The organism is Nonomuraea sp. NPDC050227, assembly GCF_044459705.1.
GTDB lineage: Bacteria > Actinomycetota > Actinomycetes > Streptosporangiales > Streptosporangiaceae > Nonomuraea.
Genome location: NZ_JBITJF010000006.1, coordinates 433124 through 449796 on the forward strand (window position 1 = coordinate 433124; position 16673 = coordinate 449796).

Consider the following 16673-nt stretch of genomic DNA (forward strand, 5'->3'; position numbering starts at 1 on the left):
GAACTAGCCCTCGCTGTTCTTGTCTGAAGGTGGTGGCTTGGTGGCCACGAACCGGCCCTTGCTGGGGATGACGACGATCAGGCCCTCCTGCTGAAGCAGTTCCAGGGCCTTGCGTACCGTGATGCGTGCCGTGCCGAACCTTGCCGCCAGGACAGGTTCGCCAGGCAGGCGGACGTCCGGGGCGAACTCGCCGGTCTTGATGGCGGCGCGGAGCTGGTTGGCCACGTCTTCGTAGCGGGTGCTCGGCTGCACGTCCGGCGCCGCTTGGCCTTGCACCCTGCGGCCTCGTCCCATCTGGCTGACGACCAGGCCCTCACGCTCCAGCTCGGCGAGCGCCTGGCGGACAGTGCCGCGAGCCACGCCGAACTCGGCCATCAAAGCCGTCTCCGACGGGATCATCCCGCCAGGCGGGTACTCCCCCGTGGTGATCCGGCGGCGGAGGTCGTCGGCCATGGTGGCGTACGTGGGCTGAGCTTTGCCTTGCGTCATGGGGCTCCCTTGCGAGCAGCAACAAGACTTAAGGCTAGGACGACACGGCCTGAGCGGGTTCGCGTGTCTCTTCACAGACATCGTCAGGGACATAAGCTCACCTCGCCTGAGAGGAGCTGCGCCCAGATGCGACCCGCCGCCTGACGGCGCCATGGGCCGGCGTACGTCACGCGAGGAGGTGCCGTCCGCTCCGTTCGGCGGATTCGATAGCTGCCCCCGCACGCCACTAACTCGTAGACGATCGGCTGGCATGCGCATGTGTAGTCGAGCGTTCGGGACTGCGCCGGCTTCTCTGTCGTCCAGGCGAGGAACGATGTCCTGCCGTGGACGAGCCGTGGAGGGTGCGGGGCGAATCCCGGACATGGCCACGCATCCTTGTCCAGAACCGGAGGTCGAGTCGGGACGCCGCCAGAGGCCCTCCCGGTCGTCGTGGCTTCATCGCGCGGCATCCATCGCTCCAGCTCTCCGGCCGAGCATCTGGTCAGTACGCCCCGAGACGTCTTCCAGTTCCTGAGCGGCAGGCACCCCGCGGAGCTTCGCGGTACCGGCGGCGGGTTGTCTCATCGGGGGTGCACCTCTTGCTGCAGGATGTCCCGGTACGACTCGCCGAACCAGATCTTGAAGTCGGCCGCGGCATCGGCGGGATTGTCGCTGGAGTGGACGAGGTTGCGGATGAGCCGCCCCTCGGCAGCGGCTTTCTCAGCGCTGTCGTCGCCGTAGAAGCCTCGGATCGTGATGGACGGAGCACGAGACGGGTCGTAGTGACCGAGCAGGTCGCGTACCTGCTGGGCGGTGTCGTTCGTCTCCCCGCAGGCGAGTGCCACCGTCACGGCGGAGCCGACGTAGTGATCGATGAGGTCGGCACGGACGTCGAACGGGAAGCGATGCCTCAGCTCCAGCATGTCGGCGTAGTGCGCGAGGATCTGCCGGGCGGTGACGGTCACTTCTCGGGTCCGGACGATGGTCACAGTGCCGGAGATCCATTCGAGGATCGGCCTGACGAGCCCGCGATCCGTCGCATCTGGCTTGCACATCACGACCGTCCAGCGGCCCCATCCGCCTGGCGGCTCATCAAAGGTAGGCACTGCCATGCCGCCACCTGCGACCGACGTAGGCCACGCTGGGTCGCCATCTTCCAGGCGGGTCACGAATGGCCGCATCATCCGGCCCTCCACAGGGAATCGGTATGCCGCGCTGAGCCGATGCGCGGCCGCCAAGCGCCAGCATCATCAGCATGGTCACTGCCCAGGTCCACGAGGGGATGTAGGGGGTCGAACGCGAGGATGCGCTCCCATAGCCCTTGAGGAGTTAGGGACTTCCGGTAGCCACCGTCCTCGGCCGTTTCGCCGAGATATGCGGCGGTGAACCGCTGGCTGCCGGATTCCCAACGTACGAGCCATTGGCCACCGGCGTGGTGTTGCAGGTGGCCGGCCCACGCCCATCCGAGTTCGTCCGGGACGAACGACAGGCCGCTCGCGAAGGATGGAGGGTCGGTGTTCATGAAACCTCAGCGGATGTCATGGGGACGGAAGCTGATGCGAGAGGCCCGTCTGCGGGAGCTGGCCGTCGCTGCGCAGCGAGACGACCGGCGGCGTGTCCGCAGTCGGCGCTTCGCCCTCGTCGACGGCCCACACCTGTGCCTGCCAGACCACTTGGGTGACGCCCTCGTTGGCCGACGTACTCATCGCGGTCATGAGGAAGAGGCGTGCAACGGCGTCGTACCGGTCGGTGGGCAGGCCGAGCGTGCCGCTCAGCTGCCATGTCCGGCCGGCATCGCTCGACACGAGAAGAGCGAGCAGCGCCGATCGCCTTGGTAACACGGACGCCCCGGCCGGCTGATGGAAGGCGGGGCGGAGGGCCGCGTTGAGGGCCTGCATCGTGTTCTGCTCCTCACTTACGGTGACGGTTCTCCTCCACCTTGGATTCGTACGGCTCAGGCGGGAACGCCAGCGAGGCAGGCAGTCAAGAGTCAGACCACGGTCAGATCTCGGTCAGTTAGGCCGGGCCGCGGACGCACCACTATGCGACGATGCGCTCAGAGGGAGGCAGCCAATGTCAGACCCGAATCTGCTATTGCAGCAGGCGCGTGAGCGATTGCCATCCCCTGCCGACCCCGGCGAGCATGCCTCGCGCCAGGAGTTGGCAGACCTGGTCAACGCCTGGTTGTTCGAGAACCACCACCGACACGGCGGCCTGACCCAGGAGTACATCGGCAAGCTGGAACGCGGCGAAGTGCGCTGGCCCAACGCCCACTACCGGGAGGCGTTCCGTGCCATTCTCGGCGCGGAACGTGACAGGGACCTGGGCTTCAACAGATCCCGGCGTGCCAACTCGGTCGTTACCGTGACAGATGTGGATCGCAAAGGCTTCATTCGTACTGCGCTCGGGGCAGCCGCCGCCATCCCCCTCGCCGAACTGGCTTTGCCTGCCCAGGCCATCGCGGCACCGTCCGTCATCCAGCCATCTGACATCGCCGAACTCCGCAACATCGCCCACGTCTTCACCACCTGGGACCACACCTACGGCGGCGGCCTGGTGCGCGAGGCCGTCGTCGGGCAGTTGCGTTTCGCGGTCGGCCTCCTGAAGCAGTCCCGCTGCCCGTCCAAGCTGCACGCTCCCCTGTACGCCGCAATCGGCTGGCTGGCCCACGCCGCCGCGTTCATGGCCTTCGACGCCTACGCCCACGAGGACGCTCGCCGCATGTTCGCCCTCGCACTCACCTGCGCCGAACAGGCGAACGACTGGCACCTCCGAGCCAAAGTGCTCTCCTCCATGGCACGACAGTCCATCTGGTGCGGCGACGCCGACAACGGGCTGACCTTGGTCGAGTTCGCGATGGTACGAGCCGACCGCCTGACACCCGCCGAACGAGCCATGCTGCGCGGAGCCCAGGCACGCGCCTTCGCCAAGCTGGGCCGGACACAGGAAGCATTGAAGGCCATCGCAGAGGCGGACACGGAATACGACCACATCCGCCCCGGCGAAGAACAGCCCTGGATGCGGTACTACGACGCCGCCCAGCACTCAGGCGACACCGGCCACGCCCTGTTCGACCTGGTCATCATCGACAGGACAACGACCGGCAAGCCGGCTGGTGACGCGATCGACACCAGGTACCTGAGCGAGGCGTCCACGAGGCTCGCGAACGCTGTGGCTGGCCACACTGCCGCTTACGTCCGCTCCCGCGCCATCAGTGGCATCAAGCTGGCCTCCCTCACTATGGCAACCGGAGATCCCGAGGAGGCGGCCTCAATCGGAGGACGAGCCGTCACCGACGCCGGCACCGTGCGCTCCCGCCGCGCCCAGGACGACATGAAGGAACTCGCCAAGTTCGCCCTCCCTCACAAGACCCGGACACCAGTGGCCCTGCTCCGTCACCGGATCCGGGAGGCCGTCCAGACATGACCCAGACCAGCGACGCCGAAACGGCCGCGTGGACCGTCCTCGACGTAGCCAGCCGCCGCGCCGGCCTGGACCCATCCGGCGCCGAGCTGATGCGCCTCGGCGAGAACGCCCTCTTCCGACTCCCCGGCGGCATCGTCGCCCGCATCTCCCGCCGCGACCAGGTCGCCGCCGCAGCCCGCGAGGTAGCAGTGGCACGCTGGCTCAAAGCCAACCACGTACCCGCCGTCCAAGCATGGCCAGACATCGACCAGCCCATCGAGGTCGACGGCCGAGCAGTCACCTGGTGGCAAGAACTCCCACCCCACCGACACGGGACGGCCCTCAAAGTCGCAACCGCGCTACGCCGCCTCCACGACCTCCCCCCACCGACCGACTTCGATATCGGCCGCTTGGACCCGTTCGTACGACTCGCCGAACGAATCGACCGTGCCATCACCCTCACCGAGGCAGACCGGGCGTGGATGCGCACCCACCTGGACGAGCTGAAGGCACGCTACGTGGACCTGCCCGAGGGCCTGCCGGAAACGGTCGTACACGGCGACGCATGGATAGGCAACGTGGTGAGCACCGATGCCGACACGGCCGTACTGCTCGACCTGGAACGCTGCTCAATCGGCCCGCCTGAATGGGACCTGACCTCCACAGCAGTGAAAGCCTTCACCCTGGCCGGCATCACCGCCGAGGACTACGACACCTTCGCGAGGACGTACGGGCGAGACGTCACTGCATGGGCAGGGTTCGAGACGCTCCGGGACATCCGCGAGTTCCGCATGACCTGCATGGCCGCCCAGGTGGCCGCCGAGAATCCGCTTCGGCATGACGAGGTGTTGCTGAGGTTGGCGTGCCTGCGTGGCCGGCACGGCTCCAGACCGTGGACCTGGACAGCTGTTCCGTAGCGGCCTGCGTCAGGTCCTCAAAGGATCGTGGGCAAGCTGTCGGCCTCCTCTCGGCAGAACGCGATGGCGGCGGCGCTGAAGGAGTACAGCGTGATTCTCCGTACCGTCTACCCCGCCCGCTACCTGTTCGGCGAGGCCTGCCGGCGGCGCATCGCCAGGCAGCTGGACAAGCGCGAGAGCCTGCACGCGCTGCGCCGCGAACTGCGCTACGCTCCGGCGGCGCCTTCCACAGCCCGCACCTCACCGGGCAGAGTGAGCAGGCATGGCGCCTGACCATGCGGACCAACGCGGTCGTGACCTGGACCAGCGACTATCTGGGGCTGACGGTGGCCGCGCTACAGGCCGAGGGCCGCTATCAGGTGCCAGCTGAAGGTCGCGGCAGGGGGCGCTCACTGACGGGCGAACCATGCGGTGAGGCGATCGTGGTGCCGGTCAGGGCGGATTCCCGGGGTGCTGGAGAGCGTCGCGGAGAGAAGCGCGGGAGGTGATGCCGAGCTTGGGGAAGACCTGGTAGAGGTGGGTGGAGACGGTGCGCGGGGACAGGTTCAGGCGCTGGGCGATCTGTTTGTTGGTCATGCCGGCGGCGGCGAGTGTCGCGATCTCGTGTTGCTGGGGTGAGAGGCGGGTGTCGCCGGTCGGGGCGGGGAGAAGTCCTGTGGCCCGGAGTTCGCTGCGGGCTCGCTCGGCCCAGGGGGCGGCGTTGAGCCGGGTGAAGGTCGCGAGGGCGGCGGTGAGGTGGTCGCGGGCCAACTGAGTGGCCTTGAGGCGTCGGAGGCGTTCGCCGTAGAAGAGCCTGATGCGCGCCAGGTCGAACGGCCAGGTTGCGGCTTCGGGCAGGGTCAGAGCCTGTTCGAAACGGTCGTCGGCGGAGGTCATGGCCGTCGCACCATGGGCCATCAGGGCCAGCCTCGGGGAGAGCTCGGCCGTGTGGGCCCGATGCAGCGCCGCGACGTGGGCTTCGGCCTCGGTGGGGCGGCCGGAGCGGACGGCGGCTTCGACGAGGTCGGGGACCAGACACAGAGCGGGTCCCTGGAGATGCGCGCGGTCGCCTGCGGGCGCGATCGAGGTCGCGTGCAGGAACGCCGCTTCGTAATCGCCTCTGGCGAGAGCGGCCCGCGTTCTGATCTCGGCGGCCAGGATGCGGAGGAGCTGGAGGCGGCGGGGCGCGGCGAAGCGGGTGATCTCATCTGCGAGTTCTCCTGCCCGGTCGGTGTCACCGTGCACGGTGGCGAGCATGCCTTGGCGGTGGAGGAACATCTGAGCCAGGAGGTGGTAGCCATGCCGGCGGCTGAGCCGTAACCCGTCCTCGCTGAGGTGGGCGGCCTGATCCCACGCGCCGGATTCGTAACAGTGCCGGCTGAGGAGGTTCATGGCGTGGATGGCCAGCGTCAGGTGCTCGTCCGCATGGCGGTCCTCCAGCAGGCGCAGCAATGCCGCTCTGCATTCCTCCAGACGGCCGACGTACTGGGCGGCGATGCCGATCCGGATCACTTCGACGGGGCCGGCCGCGGCGAGCCGGGCGATCGCGTCATCGAGTCGGCCGGGGTCGTGAAGCGCGGGATCGGCGAAGCAACTGATGAGCAGTGACAAGGAATCCGGGACTGGCGGAGCCAGCTGCGTGGTGGCGAGCCGGAGTGGCGTCCAGAGGTCCGGGCGGGCGGCGAAACCGCTGATCCACGTCAGCGTGTACAGGCCCTCATGAAGGATCTCGCGCGGTATGTCCGGCTGGGTCAGCCCGGCGTCGACGGCCTTGGCCAGCGGCCCGTGCGCCCCGTCGACGTCGCCGATGCCGCTGAACAGGAGGTGCTGGGCCGTCGCGATCGCGGTCATCAACGAGGCGGCGTCGGTGCCGCTGGTCGGCAGGTGCTCCAGGAGGCGGGGCGCGTCGCGGAGGTTTCCCGTGGCGTCGGTGCCGAGGTAGGCGGCTTCGGCCGCTCTGCGGCTGCGGTCGCGACGGTCCGGGCTGAGAGTCGCGGCCCGGGTGAGCGCGGCGACGGCTCCGGTGAGGTCGCCACGTTCTCGTGTCCGGTGGGCCAGCCGTTCCAGCAGGGAGGCGACGTGCTCGTTCGGCTCGATCGCCGCTTCCGCGAAATGCCAGATGCGGCGGTCCTCGTCTCCGTCGGGCCGAGTGGCGAGCATCTCGTGAGCTTTGCGTTGTTCTGCGGCCGTGGACAGCTCCAGGACGGCGGAGCGGATGAGCGGATGGCGGAAGGTCAGGCGCACCGTCGCTGGATCCAGGTTGATCAGTCCGGCTTCGCGCGCGTCCCGCAGGGCTTCGGTCACCACTTGGCCGGGTAGCAGCGACTGAAATGCCGCGATTTCTCCGCTGCCGTCCAGGGCCGCCAACAGCAGTATTTGTCGACTGGTCTGAGGGAGGTCGGCGACTCTGGAAGCGAAGATCGCCTGGAGGCGCTGGCTGAGGGGAAGGAAGCGGGGCAGCGGTGCGTATCCGGAGATCTGGTCCGCGGAGAGGGCGGTCGGCAGTTCCCGGAGGATCAAGGGGTTGCCGCGGGCCTCGGCCAGAAGGCGTCGGCGCACCGGGGAGGGCAGGTCGGGGAAGCGGTCCGTAAGCAGCGCGGAGGCCGACTGGTCGTCCAACGGGGCGAGGTCGTGGACGCGCGGAGCTCTCGGTGGTTGGTGAGTGTCCCTCGTGACGGCCAGCATCCCGATCCGCGTGTCCGCCAGATCGAGCGAGCGCAGCACCATGGCGCTTCCGGAGTCCAGCCAAGGAAGGTCGTCAATGGCCAGCAGGAGGGGCCGGGGGCGCGAGGCGTGCCGGAGCATGGCCAGGGTGGCGTCGGCGATGGCGCGCTGCCGCGGTGCCGGCCCGGAGGCCAGGCCCAAGGCGGTCGTGAGAGCGCCCTGGTGCCGCTCGGGAAGGCGGGTGAGTTCGTCGAGCAGGGAATGGAGAAGCTGATGGAGCCCCGCGAAGGGCAGGTCCCCTTCGAAGGGCGTTCCGCAGGCCCGGAGAACTCGGAATCCGCCGGCCGCCGCTCGGGTCGCCGCGGCGTGCAGGACCGCGCTCTTGCCGACTCCCGTCTCTCCGGTGATCATGAGGGATGCGCCGCCCTGGTCGGCGGCGGCCTCGACGAATCCGCCGATGGCAGACAGATCGCCGTCCCGGCCGTACAGCACGCTCGCCTCCTCCCGCGCCCTGTCGCCAGGGTAGGCCCGACGGCGACCCCGCCGATTCCGTCAAATGACGCAGATCGCGGTAGGCATACCTCACCCTGTCCGGGGTTCGTCCCCGTTCAGCGCGTCCCGCAGTCCGGCTCTGGTCGTCACGCCGAGCTTGGGATAGATCTGGTAGAGGTGCGTGCTGACCGTGCGGGGCGACAAGAGAAGCCGCTCGGCGATCTGTTTGTTCGTCAGACCTGCTGCCGCCAGCATCGCGATCTCCCGCTGCTGCGGTGTCAGCGCGTCGGGGCCGCCGGCGTCGAACCTCCCTGGCGTGCCGCCGACCGCCCGCAGTTCCCTGCCCGCCAGGGCGGACCACGGCGCGGCACCCAGCCGTTGGAAGCCGTCGAAGGCATCGCTCAGCTGCCTGCGCGCCTCCACGGTGGCGCGGCTGTTGCGGAGGCGTCGTCCGTAGGACAGCTGGATCCGGGCCTGCTCGAAGGGCCACTGCTCCGCTCCGGCGACGGCGAGCGCTTCTTCGAAATGTTCGGCGAACCGGCTCTCGCGGGCCACCATGCCCGCGGCTCCCGAGGTGACGAGCGCCAGGCGTGGGGAGAACGCGGGGATGTCCAGTTCTTGGAGGGCGGCGACATGCCGGGCGGCCTCGGTGAGTGAGCCGGACCGCTCCGCCGCCTCGACCAGATCGAGAGCGGTCCACAGGGTGTAGGGGACGTAGGGCCGCAGTGTCCCGGCGGGACTGATCGCGGATGCGTGGGCGAAGGCCTGTTGGTACCTTCCTCTACCCAGCTCACGGAGGGCGTCGATGCCGTGAGCGTAGGCGAGCAGGAGTCCGACCCCGCGCGGCGCGGCCCAGCGGGTCATCGCCTCGGCGGCGGCCTGGGCGTGGTCGAAGCGGCCCTGCGCGGCGGCGATCACCGCATCCTGGTGGACGAACAGCCATCGGAAGAGCGCGTAGCCGTGCTCGTCACAGAGCCGCACGCCCTCCTCGCACAACTCCAGTGATTCGTTCCACAGGCCGGCGAAGAAGTCGTCGTTGGCCAAGACGACCTGGGTCTGGAGCTGTGAGGTGATCGCACCGCCTTCCCTGCCGTGCTCGATGACCTTCCGCATGGGCCCGCGGCAGGAACGCGGCCGGTCCACGTAGGCTCCGGCCACGACGACCCTGGCCACGTAGGCTGTATCTGGCTCCTGGTTCAACCCGCTGATCAGGTCGTCGAGTTCGTCGAGCACCGGCAACGCCTGATGGGCGGGATCGCCGAACGTCTTGGCCAGCACGATCAGGTAGCGCGGAGGCGGCGGCTTGAAGCGCTTCAGCAGGTGGTCGAGCGGCTGCCACAGCTCGGCCCGGCCGCTGAAGACACAGATGGCGATGAAGAACCACAACGCTTCGATCAGCCCGTGATCATCGCCGTCCAGGATCTCGCGGATAGCGATGGCGCCGAGGACCATCCTGTGCGCGGCGTCGACGTCTCCCTCACTGTTCATCAGGTACGCGGCCGTCGCGACGGCCGCCGCCAGCGTGGCGGCGCCGCCGGGGTCGGCATCCTGGGCGTCGGCCAGTAGGCGGGGCACGCTGGCGATGTCGCCCGTCATCTCCGCCCCGACATAGGCAGCACGCGCCAGTCTGCGACCGCGATCCGCGCCCGAGGGAGCGAGATCCGCCGCGCGGAGCAAGGCGGAGACCGCACCGACGGCGTCGCCTCGACGCAGGGCCCGGTCGGCGGTCTGTTCCAGGAGCGCCGCGATCGACTCGTCCGGAGCCTCGGCCGCCTCGGCCAGATGCCAGGCACGCCGGTCCGGCTGGTCCGGCATCTGGGTCGCGATCGCCGCGTGCAGGCCGCGCCGCTCCCGGTCAGTGGACATCGCGATCACCGCGGATCGCATCAGCGGATGCCGGAACGTCAGGCGGCCACGCTCGGCCTCCACCCGGATCAGTTGGGCGCGCTCCGCGGGGGCGAGATCGTCGATGGCGCCCGCTCCGAAGGCCGCGACGAGGATGCCCAAGTCACCGGTCGCGTCGAGTGCCGCGAGGAGCAGGGCATCCCTGGTCGCGGCGGGGAGCGGATCGACCCTGGCCGCGAAGAGGTGCTCCAGCCGCTGACTCAGCGTCGTCATCGGGGCCGTCGGCCGTTCATGGCGCCGATCCACGACGCGCGCGGGCAGCTCGAGCAGCGCCAGGGGATTTCCCGCCGCTTCCTCCAACACTTGCTGGCGAACGCGCGGTGCCAGTCCGGGGAACCGCTGATCGATCAGGTCGGCCGCGGCGGCCCGGCCGATCGGCATCACTTCGAGGGTCGTGACCCCGCCGCCGTCGAAGAAGCTCGACTCGCCTGTGCGGAAGGCCGCGAGAAGGCCGATCCGGGGTCCGTCGAGACGCCGCGCGACGAACGCCAGGACGGCCGCGCTCATGCGGTCCAGCCACGGCAGGTCGTCCACGATGACCAGGAGTGTGCCCTCTCCTCGGGCGAGCATGAGCAGTGACAGCACGGCGTTGGACACGGCCAGCCGATCGGGAGGCGGCCCGTCGTCGAGTCCAAGCGCTGTGGCCAGCGTGCCGCGCTGGGCAGGGTTCAACTCATCAAGCCGTGGGAGGAACGGCGTCAGCAGGCGATGCAGGGCCGCATAGGCCAGATCCGTGTCGCCTTCGACTCCGGCGGTCCGGATGACCGGGATCCCTCGTGTCACGGCCGCCTCTTCGGCGGCTTCCAGCAGCGCGGTCTTGCCTACACCAGCCTCGCCGTAGAGCACGAGGGCATCGCCGTTCGCCGCGACTCGCCGTACGAACTCCCCGACGACCTTCAGTTCGTGCTCGCGGCCCAGCAAGGTGCCGTCCCCATACGACCGGTCCGCATTCCCTCCGGCGAGCGTCACAGCCGGCACGCTACCGGCCTTCGGACCGTCGCACCACGGGTGGGATCGGGCGGTCCGAGGGGCTCGTCCTTCACGGCATGACTTCGCGGCGCCTGGTCATTCGTCTGCCGTGTCGGTGAGGGCGTCGCGGAGGGCGGCTCGGGAGGTGATGCCGAGTTTGGGGAAGACCTGGTAGAGGTGGGTCGAGACGGTGCGTGGGGACAGGAAGAGGCGGGCGGCGATCTCCTTGTTGCTGTGGCCGGCGGCGGCGAGCAGGGCGATCTGGTGCTGCTGCGGGGTGAGGGCAGCCAGGCCGGTGGCGTTCTTGGGGACGGTGGCGCCGGTGGCGCGCAGCTCGCGATCGGCTCGGTTCGCCCAGGGAGCGGCGCCGAGGCGGCGGAAGGCCTGGGTGGCCGCGGTGAGGTGGCGGCGGGCGTCGACGGCGCGCTTCGCGCGGCGCAGGTGGGTGCCGTAGCCGAGTTGGACACGGGCGAGGTCGAAGGGCCAGCGATCGTTCCCTGGGTCGGTGATGGCGGTTTCGAGGGCCGCGGTGTCGGGGTCGGCGTCGGTGATGGCCGCACCGGCGAGGATGACCAGGCGGAGCCGTGGGGACAGCCGGCCGAGGTCGAGTTCATGGGCTGCGGCGATGTGCGCCGCGGCTTGGCCGGGACGTCCGCTGTGGAGGGCGGCTTCGACGAGGTCGCCGAGTACCCAGAGGGCGTGTGGGTTGTAGGGGCTGAGGGTGCCGGGCGGGCTGATGGCTGCGGCGTGATGGAAGGCGGCGTCGAAGTCGCCTTGGCCGAGGGCGGTCAGGCCACGGATGTGGGAGGCGTAGGCGCCGATGATTCCGGCGCGGCGGGGCCCGGCCCAGGCGTCCATGTGATCCGCGGTGTCGGCGGCGCGCTGGAAGTCGCCGCGGGCGGCGGCCAGGAGGGCGTCGATGAGTCGGCCGGGCCAGGTCAGCAGGCCATAACCGTGGGTGTCGCAGAGTTTGAGTCCTTCGTTGATGTGCTGCTGGGCCTCGTCCCAGCGGCCGGTGTGGAAGGCGTCCTGCCCGAGGAGGAAGAGTGCTTCGATGGCCGAGGTGACGGCTCCGCCCTCGCGGCCGTGCTGGATGACGCGCTGGAGCGGTTCGCGGCAGGCCGACAGCCGGTCGAGGTAGGCGACGGCGGTGCCGGTGCGGATGATGCGGGCGTGGCTGACTTCGTGGTCGAGGCTCTCGACGGCGGCGTCGGCGCGGTCGAGGAAGTCCGAGGTGAGGCGGGCGGGGTCGCTGAAGGTGCGAGAGAGGATCGCCAGAAGTTCGGGCGGGCGCGGCCGAAGCCGGTCGACGGCCTCGATGAGGGGCGGCCACAGCTCGGCTCGACCGCCGAAGAAGCAGACCATGAGCAGGGTGTAGAGCACCTCGATGACGACGATGTCATCTCCTCGGCAGGGGTCGAGGTGTTCGCTGACGGCGGTGGTGAGGAGGCGGTGGGCGGTGTCGACGTCGCCGTCCCCGTGCAGGAGCTGGTAGGCGCGGGCGCCCGCGACCGAGAGCATGTCGTCCGGGCCCGGCTGGGCTTGGCGGGCCTGGTCGAGGAGGCGGGGGGCGTCGTGGAGGTCGCCGGTGACGATGATGCCGAGATAGGCCGCTTCGGCCAGGCGTCCGCTTCGGCCCTTGCCGACAGGGCTGAGGTCGGCGGAGCGCAGCAACTGGGTGACGGCGCCGACGGAATCGCCGCGCCGCAGGCTGGCGATGGCGACCCGTTTGAGGAGGGCGGCCACCTTCTCGTCGGGCTCCTGGGCGGCCTCGGACAGGTGCCAGGCGTGCCGTTCGGGCCGGTCGGCGAGGCGGACGGCGAGTTCGGCGTGGGCGAGACGGCGCTGCTCGCTGGTCGACAGGTCGACGACGGCCGATTGGAGGAGGGGGTGGCGGAAGGTGAGCCGGCCGGTCGGTTCGTCGGCGTGGACGAGTCCGGCGCGTTCTGCCGGGCCCAGGCCGTCCTCGGACCGGGCCGCGGCGATCGCGCGGATCAGTCGCAGGTCGCCGGTTCCGTCCAGTGCCGCCATGAGGAGGAGGTCGAAGACCTGCGCCGGAAGCGCCAGGACCCGGGTGGCGAAGACGTCCTGGAGGCGCCTGCTCAGCGGGAGCGCGGTGGGGAGGGTTCCCGCGACAGCGTGAGTGAGGTCGCCGAGGGAGACGGGGAGTTCGAGCAGGGCCAGCGGGTTACCCAGGGCCGCCTCCAGCAGGCGGCGCCGCACGCGGGGCGTCATCACCGGGTAGCGGTCGGCCAGCAGCTCCGCCGCGGCCTCGTCCGACAGCGGCTCCACCAGGAGGATGGGGAGGTCGCCCTGGTCGAAGAAGTGGGCTTCGCCTGTACGGTGAGCCGCGACCATGCCCACCCGCTGTCCTGCCAGACGGCGGGCGACCATGCCGAGCACGCTGGCACTCGCCCGGTCCAGCCACGGCAGATCATCGATGATGATCAAAAGCGGACGTCGCGCGGACGCCTGGTCCAGCAGAGCCAGGACGGCGTTGGCCACGAGGAGCTGGGCCGGGGCCGGCCCGTCGGCCAGTCCGAGCGCGATGTTGAGGGCGTCGCCGAACAGGGGGCTCAGCCGGACAAGCTCGTCGAGACACGGGTGCAGGAGCTGGTTCAGAGCGGCGTAGGAGATCTCGACCTCGAACTGCGAGCCGGCCGCCCGCAGCACCCTGCCGCCGGCCTCGTCCGCGTGAGCGGCGGCATGATTCAGCAGCGCTGTCTTTCCCACACCGGGATCGCCTGCCAGCAGCAGCGCACTCCCTGCTTGATCGCCGATTCCCGCGATCAACTCCTCCAGCCGGCGGATCTCAGCCGCTCGGCCGACCAGCGGCCTCGGCCCTGCGGCGGCCCGATCCTGCCCCGCGCCGAACCTGTCCATCTTGCGACCTTCCGTCATCGGCTGAAACCTGTCCAGCCTCCGGTCACGAAGGAGACGACACCTTCGGCGAAAGCGGCCGGTTCCTCGATATGGCCGAAATGGCCACTGCCGTGGAGGGTGAGGAGCCGGGAGTCCGGGAGGAGCCGGTGGAGCTCGGCCGCCCAGCGGGGACCGCAGATGAAGTCGTGGGCTCCGACGATGACGAGCGCCGGGATCGTGACACTCTTCAGGTCGTGCCGGTCGTCGAACGGTTCAGGCCGCTGGTCGGTGTCCAGCCCGGAGATATAGGTGCCGGTGATCGCGTCCCGGAACGGCCGGTACTCCTCCTCCCGGGCACGGTGGTCGGCGACGTAGGCGGGAAACAGCGCACGCGCGGCATGGGTGAAGGCCGCGTCGTCACCGATCTTGGGGACCGACTCCCAGACGTCCAGGACCTCCGGGCGGGCGTCGGGACGCTCGGCGAGGAGCGCGCGCAGATTCCGGTCAGCCTCGGCGAAGTGCTCCGAGCCCGCTGACGGAGCGCTCTCGTACAGGATGATCCCGGCGAGGCCGCCGGGCCGGTGGACGGCGTGGTACTGGGCGACGAAGCCGCCGTGGGAGTGGCCGAGCAGATGGACCGGGCCGCGGTCGAGGTGGCGGAGGAGGCGTTCGAGGACGGCCGAATAGCGGTCGCGGGTGTAGCCGTGCGGGTGGGCGAGCAGCCGATCCGATCGCCCGGTGCCGATCGGCTCCAGGTAGACCATGGTCAGATGTCTCTCCAGCTCCGGCATCCGCAGGTAGTCCCACGTGAAGCCGGGCCCTCCCGGATGCGCCACGCAGATCGGGCCGGTGCCGTGCACGTGGAAGGCGACCGTCAGGCCCTCGGCCGTGAAGGAGTGGAGGCCCTGGGACAGAGGCTCTGGGGTGGATGCGGTCATCAGGACTCCCGACTCGAAATCTGGGGGCAGGGACACCGGCAAGATGTCGGCGCGACCTCAAAGTTCGATCGGCAGGAGGTGATCTACATCACACCCGCTCCTCATGGGGCCAGATGCCCAGGAGCTCCGCGGGAACGGCCGCGGGCCGGAGCGGACGCGGGTGGTGCAGCCGCAGCTGAGTCACTCTGCCGCCGTCCAGGTGCATGATCCAGGCGACCGACGGCGGGCAGTGCGCGGGATCGTCCTCAGGATTGTCGATGACCATCTCCCAGACCGCCAGCGTCCGGCACGCGGCCACGTTGACCGGCCGTTGCCGCACCCCGGCGGACAGGTCGCGGTCCATCGCCCGTTCCAGCAGCGCAGCACCCCCGATCCGCGCGGCTCCACTCATCAGAGCGACCTCGGCGGACCACTCACCTCGCAGGAGCGCGCCGAACCGTCCGTTCTCGGCGGCGGTCAGGGTGTCGCGCGCCTCCGCCCAGCTCGCCTCCGTCCGTGATCGAAGACCGCTGTACGCGCTCTGCGCCGTGCCGGCGAGAGCGTCGAGGAGCTTGGCGCGGGCTTGGCTCAGCCGGCTGCGTACCGTGCCCACCGGCACGCCGCACACCTGGGCGATGGCCTCATAACCGGTCACGCCCTCGCTGAAGTGACGCAGGATCAGCGGCAGCCGCAACGTGGGAGAGAGCGCCTCGATCGCCTCCCACACCCAGGTCCGCATGGCGTGGTCGTCCAACGCCCGGCCCAGATCGGCGTCGTGGCCCGCCAACGGCGGCTCAGCCACGGGCTCGACCCGCCGCGCCTCGCGCAGCAGGCCGCGGCACCGGTTCCGTACGATCATCCGCAACCAGGGGCCCACCGCCTCCGGGTCACGGATGTCCCCGATCCGCCGCAACGCGGTGAGCGCCGCGTCCTGCACCACGTCCTCAGCGTCGGGACCTGACCCCAGAAGACTCAACGCCACCGCCCGCATGCCCGCCCGGTGCCGATCCAGGAGCACACCCACCGCGGCGGCCTCTCCGGCCTGGGCGGCCAGTACCAGCGCCGCGTCACGCTCTCGAAGGTCCGTCATGTTCGACATCCTCGCGTTCCTGTCCCGCTCCCGGAGGCGGGCCCCGCTCCGGCGCGAGGCCCGCAGCCGTCGATCAGTCCGTCGCCTTGGCCGCGGCTTCGATCTGCTTCGCGGTGATGTCGGGGTGGCTCATCATCGGGACGTGCGAGGCGCCCTTGACCTCGATGACGTGAGACTTGGCGCGCTTGTAGAACCAGCGCTCCAGCGCGGGCGGGATCGCCTTGTCCTCGGTCGCGACGATCGCCCACGACGGGATCGTCCGCCAGGCGGCGGCCGTGGTGACGTCGGTGAGGGCCTGCTGGGCGAACGGCCGCTGCGTGATCTGCATCAGGTCGGTGGTGGCCTTGGGCAGATCGGCGGCGAACGCGGCCCGGAACTTGTCGGCCCGCAGGTACAGGTCGACACCGGCCCCGCCGTCGGCGAGCGGATAGGGAACCCCCTGGACGGAGTCGCCGATCAGGCTGCCGGGGAACTTCCCGAGCAGGTCTCCGAGCTGCTCCCCCTCGTCCGGCGCGAACGCCGCGACAAAGACCAGCGCCTTGACCGCGCTGTTCCCGGCGGCGGCGTTGGTGATGACCGCCCCGCCGTACGAGTGACCGACCAGCACGATCGGCCCCTCGATCGACTTCAGGACGGACGCGAGGTACGGCGCGTCCGTCGGGAGGCCACGCAGCGGATTCGCCGGAGCGATGATCTTCGTGTAGCCGTCCTTGCGGAGCCGGTCGATGACGCCGTTCCAGCCGGACGCGTCGGCGAAGCCGCCATGGACGAGCACGACGGTCGGCTTCACCTTCGTGTTGCCGGTGGCCGACGCGGTCGAAGCGGGCAGCGCGAGGAGCGCCGCCGCGGTGGTCACCGCGGCCCCGGACGCGAGAATCCGGCGACGGGTGAACAAGAGACGAGAAAGCATGACGGGACTCCTTGCAAGGGGAATTGCGTGATCCCGTCCCGCCTGGAGCCAGCAGGCAGGACGGGCAATCGGGTGGTGCCGGAGGAAACGGCGGG

Annotated in this window: 12 protein-coding genes; 3 read left to right on the forward strand and 9 right to left on the reverse strand. The window is 69.8% G+C overall.

The window, feature by feature from the left end:
- Nucleotides 1-3 precede the first annotated feature (3 nt).
- From ACIBK9_RS25555 to ACIBK9_RS25565, 3 genes are all read right to left on the reverse strand, one after another.
- Nucleotides 4-489 (reverse strand): GntR family transcriptional regulator, encoded by a 486-nt coding sequence (locus tag ACIBK9_RS25555; RefSeq protein ID WP_397161563.1) that lies wholly within the window; start codon nucleotides 487-489, stop codon nucleotides 4-6.
- 560 nt (nucleotides 490-1049) lie between these two features.
- On the reverse strand, nucleotides 1050-1580 hold the full coding sequence (locus ACIBK9_RS25560) for a nucleoside-diphosphate kinase (RefSeq protein ID WP_397161564.1): 531 nt from the start codon (nucleotides 1578-1580) through the stop codon (nucleotides 1050-1052).
- Nucleotides 1581-2006: 426 nt separating this feature from the next.
- The gene (locus tag ACIBK9_RS25565) at nucleotides 2007-2366 is read right to left on the reverse strand and encodes a hypothetical protein (protein ID WP_397161565.1); all 360 of its coding nucleotides are present in this window, start codon (nucleotides 2364-2366) and stop codon (nucleotides 2007-2009) included.
- A 175-nt stretch (nucleotides 2367-2541) separates the two neighbouring features.
- On the opposite strand from ACIBK9_RS25565, the gene ACIBK9_RS25570 reads away from it, so the two are divergent.
- Genes ACIBK9_RS25570 through ACIBK9_RS25580 form a run of 3 tightly spaced genes read left to right on the forward strand, consistent with a single transcriptional unit; the run spans nucleotide 2542 to nucleotide 5063 of the window.
- Entirely contained in the window at nucleotides 2542-3894 is a 1353-nt protein-coding gene (locus ACIBK9_RS25570; RefSeq protein ID WP_397161566.1) for a hypothetical protein, read from the forward strand.
- Nucleotides 3891-4790 carry a phosphotransferase family protein gene (locus ACIBK9_RS25575; protein ID WP_387661197.1) on the forward strand — a complete coding sequence of 300 codons (900 nt, stop codon included), beginning with the start codon at nucleotides 3891-3893 and terminating at the stop codon, nucleotides 4788-4790. Before ACIBK9_RS25570 ends, ACIBK9_RS25575 begins: the two co-directional genes overlap by 4 nt.
- Nucleotides 4791-4817: 27 nt before the next feature.
- Complete coding sequence (locus ACIBK9_RS25580; RefSeq protein ID WP_387661194.1) at nucleotides 4818-5063, forward strand: Tn3 family transposase; 246 nt, start codon at nucleotides 4818-4820, stop codon at nucleotides 5061-5063.
- A 159-nt stretch (nucleotides 5064-5222) separates the two neighbouring features.
- Here ACIBK9_RS25580 and ACIBK9_RS25585 read toward each other — a convergent pair whose 3' ends face one another.
- The 6 genes from ACIBK9_RS25585 to ACIBK9_RS25610 form a co-directional block, all read right to left on the reverse strand.
- Nucleotides 5223-7925, reverse strand: coding sequence for an AAA family ATPase (locus tag ACIBK9_RS25585; protein ID WP_397161567.1), 2703 nt, complete (start codon nucleotides 7923-7925; stop codon nucleotides 5223-5225).
- 90 nt (nucleotides 7926-8015) lie between these two features.
- The gene (locus tag ACIBK9_RS25590) at nucleotides 8016-10799 is read right to left on the reverse strand and encodes an ATP-binding protein (protein WP_387661188.1); all 2784 of its coding nucleotides are present in this window, start codon (nucleotides 10797-10799) and stop codon (nucleotides 8016-8018) included.
- Nucleotides 10800-10895: 96 nt separating this feature from the next.
- Nucleotides 10896-13700 (reverse strand): ATP-binding protein, encoded by a 2805-nt coding sequence (locus tag ACIBK9_RS25595; protein ID WP_397161568.1) that lies wholly within the window; start codon nucleotides 13698-13700, stop codon nucleotides 10896-10898.
- Nucleotides 13697-14599: an alpha/beta fold hydrolase gene (locus ACIBK9_RS25600; RefSeq protein ID WP_397161569.1), complete on the reverse strand. Its 903-nt coding sequence runs from the start codon at nucleotides 14597-14599 to the stop codon at nucleotides 13697-13699. The genes ACIBK9_RS25595 and ACIBK9_RS25600 overlap by 4 nt, the downstream gene beginning before the upstream one ends.
- Nucleotides 14600-14687: 88 nt before the next feature.
- On the reverse strand, nucleotides 14688-15668 hold the full coding sequence (locus ACIBK9_RS25605) for an RNA polymerase sigma factor (protein WP_397161570.1): 981 nt from the start codon (nucleotides 15666-15668) through the stop codon (nucleotides 14688-14690).
- Between the two features lie 73 nt (nucleotides 15669-15741).
- On the reverse strand, nucleotides 15742-16578 hold the full coding sequence (locus ACIBK9_RS25610; protein ID WP_387661179.1) for an alpha/beta fold hydrolase: 837 nt from the start codon (nucleotides 16576-16578) through the stop codon (nucleotides 15742-15744).
- Nucleotides 16579-16673 lie beyond the last annotated feature (95 nt).

Excerpts from the sequence above, each read along its gene's own strand:
- ACIBK9_RS25555 (WP_397161563.1), bottom strand. The coding sequence starts at position 489 with ATGACGCAAGGCAAAGCTCAGCCCACGTACGCCACCATGGCCGACGAC.
- ACIBK9_RS25560 (WP_397161564.1), bottom strand. The coding sequence starts at position 1,580 with ATGGCAGTGCCTACCTTTGATGAGCCGCCAGGCGGATGGGGCCGCTGG.
- ACIBK9_RS25565 (WP_397161565.1), bottom strand. The coding sequence starts at position 2,366 with ATGCAGGCCCTCAACGCGGCCCTCCGCCCCGCCTTCCATCAGCCGGCC.
- ACIBK9_RS25570 (WP_397161566.1), top strand. The coding sequence starts at position 2,542 with ATGTCAGACCCGAATCTGCTATTGCAGCAGGCGCGTGAGCGATTGCCA.
- ACIBK9_RS25575 (WP_387661197.1), top strand. The coding sequence starts at position 3,891 with ATGACCCAGACCAGCGACGCCGAAACGGCCGCGTGGACCGTCCTCGAC.
- ACIBK9_RS25595 (WP_397161568.1), bottom strand. The coding sequence starts at position 13,700 with ATGACGGAAGGTCGCAAGATGGACAGGTTCGGCGCGGGGCAGGATCGG.
- ACIBK9_RS25600 (WP_397161569.1), bottom strand. The coding sequence starts at position 14,599 with ATGACCGCATCCACCCCAGAGCCTCTGTCCCAGGGCCTCCACTCCTTC.
- ACIBK9_RS25605 (WP_397161570.1), bottom strand. The coding sequence starts at position 15,668 with ATGACGGACCTTCGAGAGCGTGACGCGGCGCTGGTACTGGCCGCCCAG.
- ACIBK9_RS25610 (WP_387661179.1), bottom strand. The coding sequence starts at position 16,578 with ATGCTTTCTCGTCTCTTGTTCACCCGTCGCCGGATTCTCGCGTCCGGG.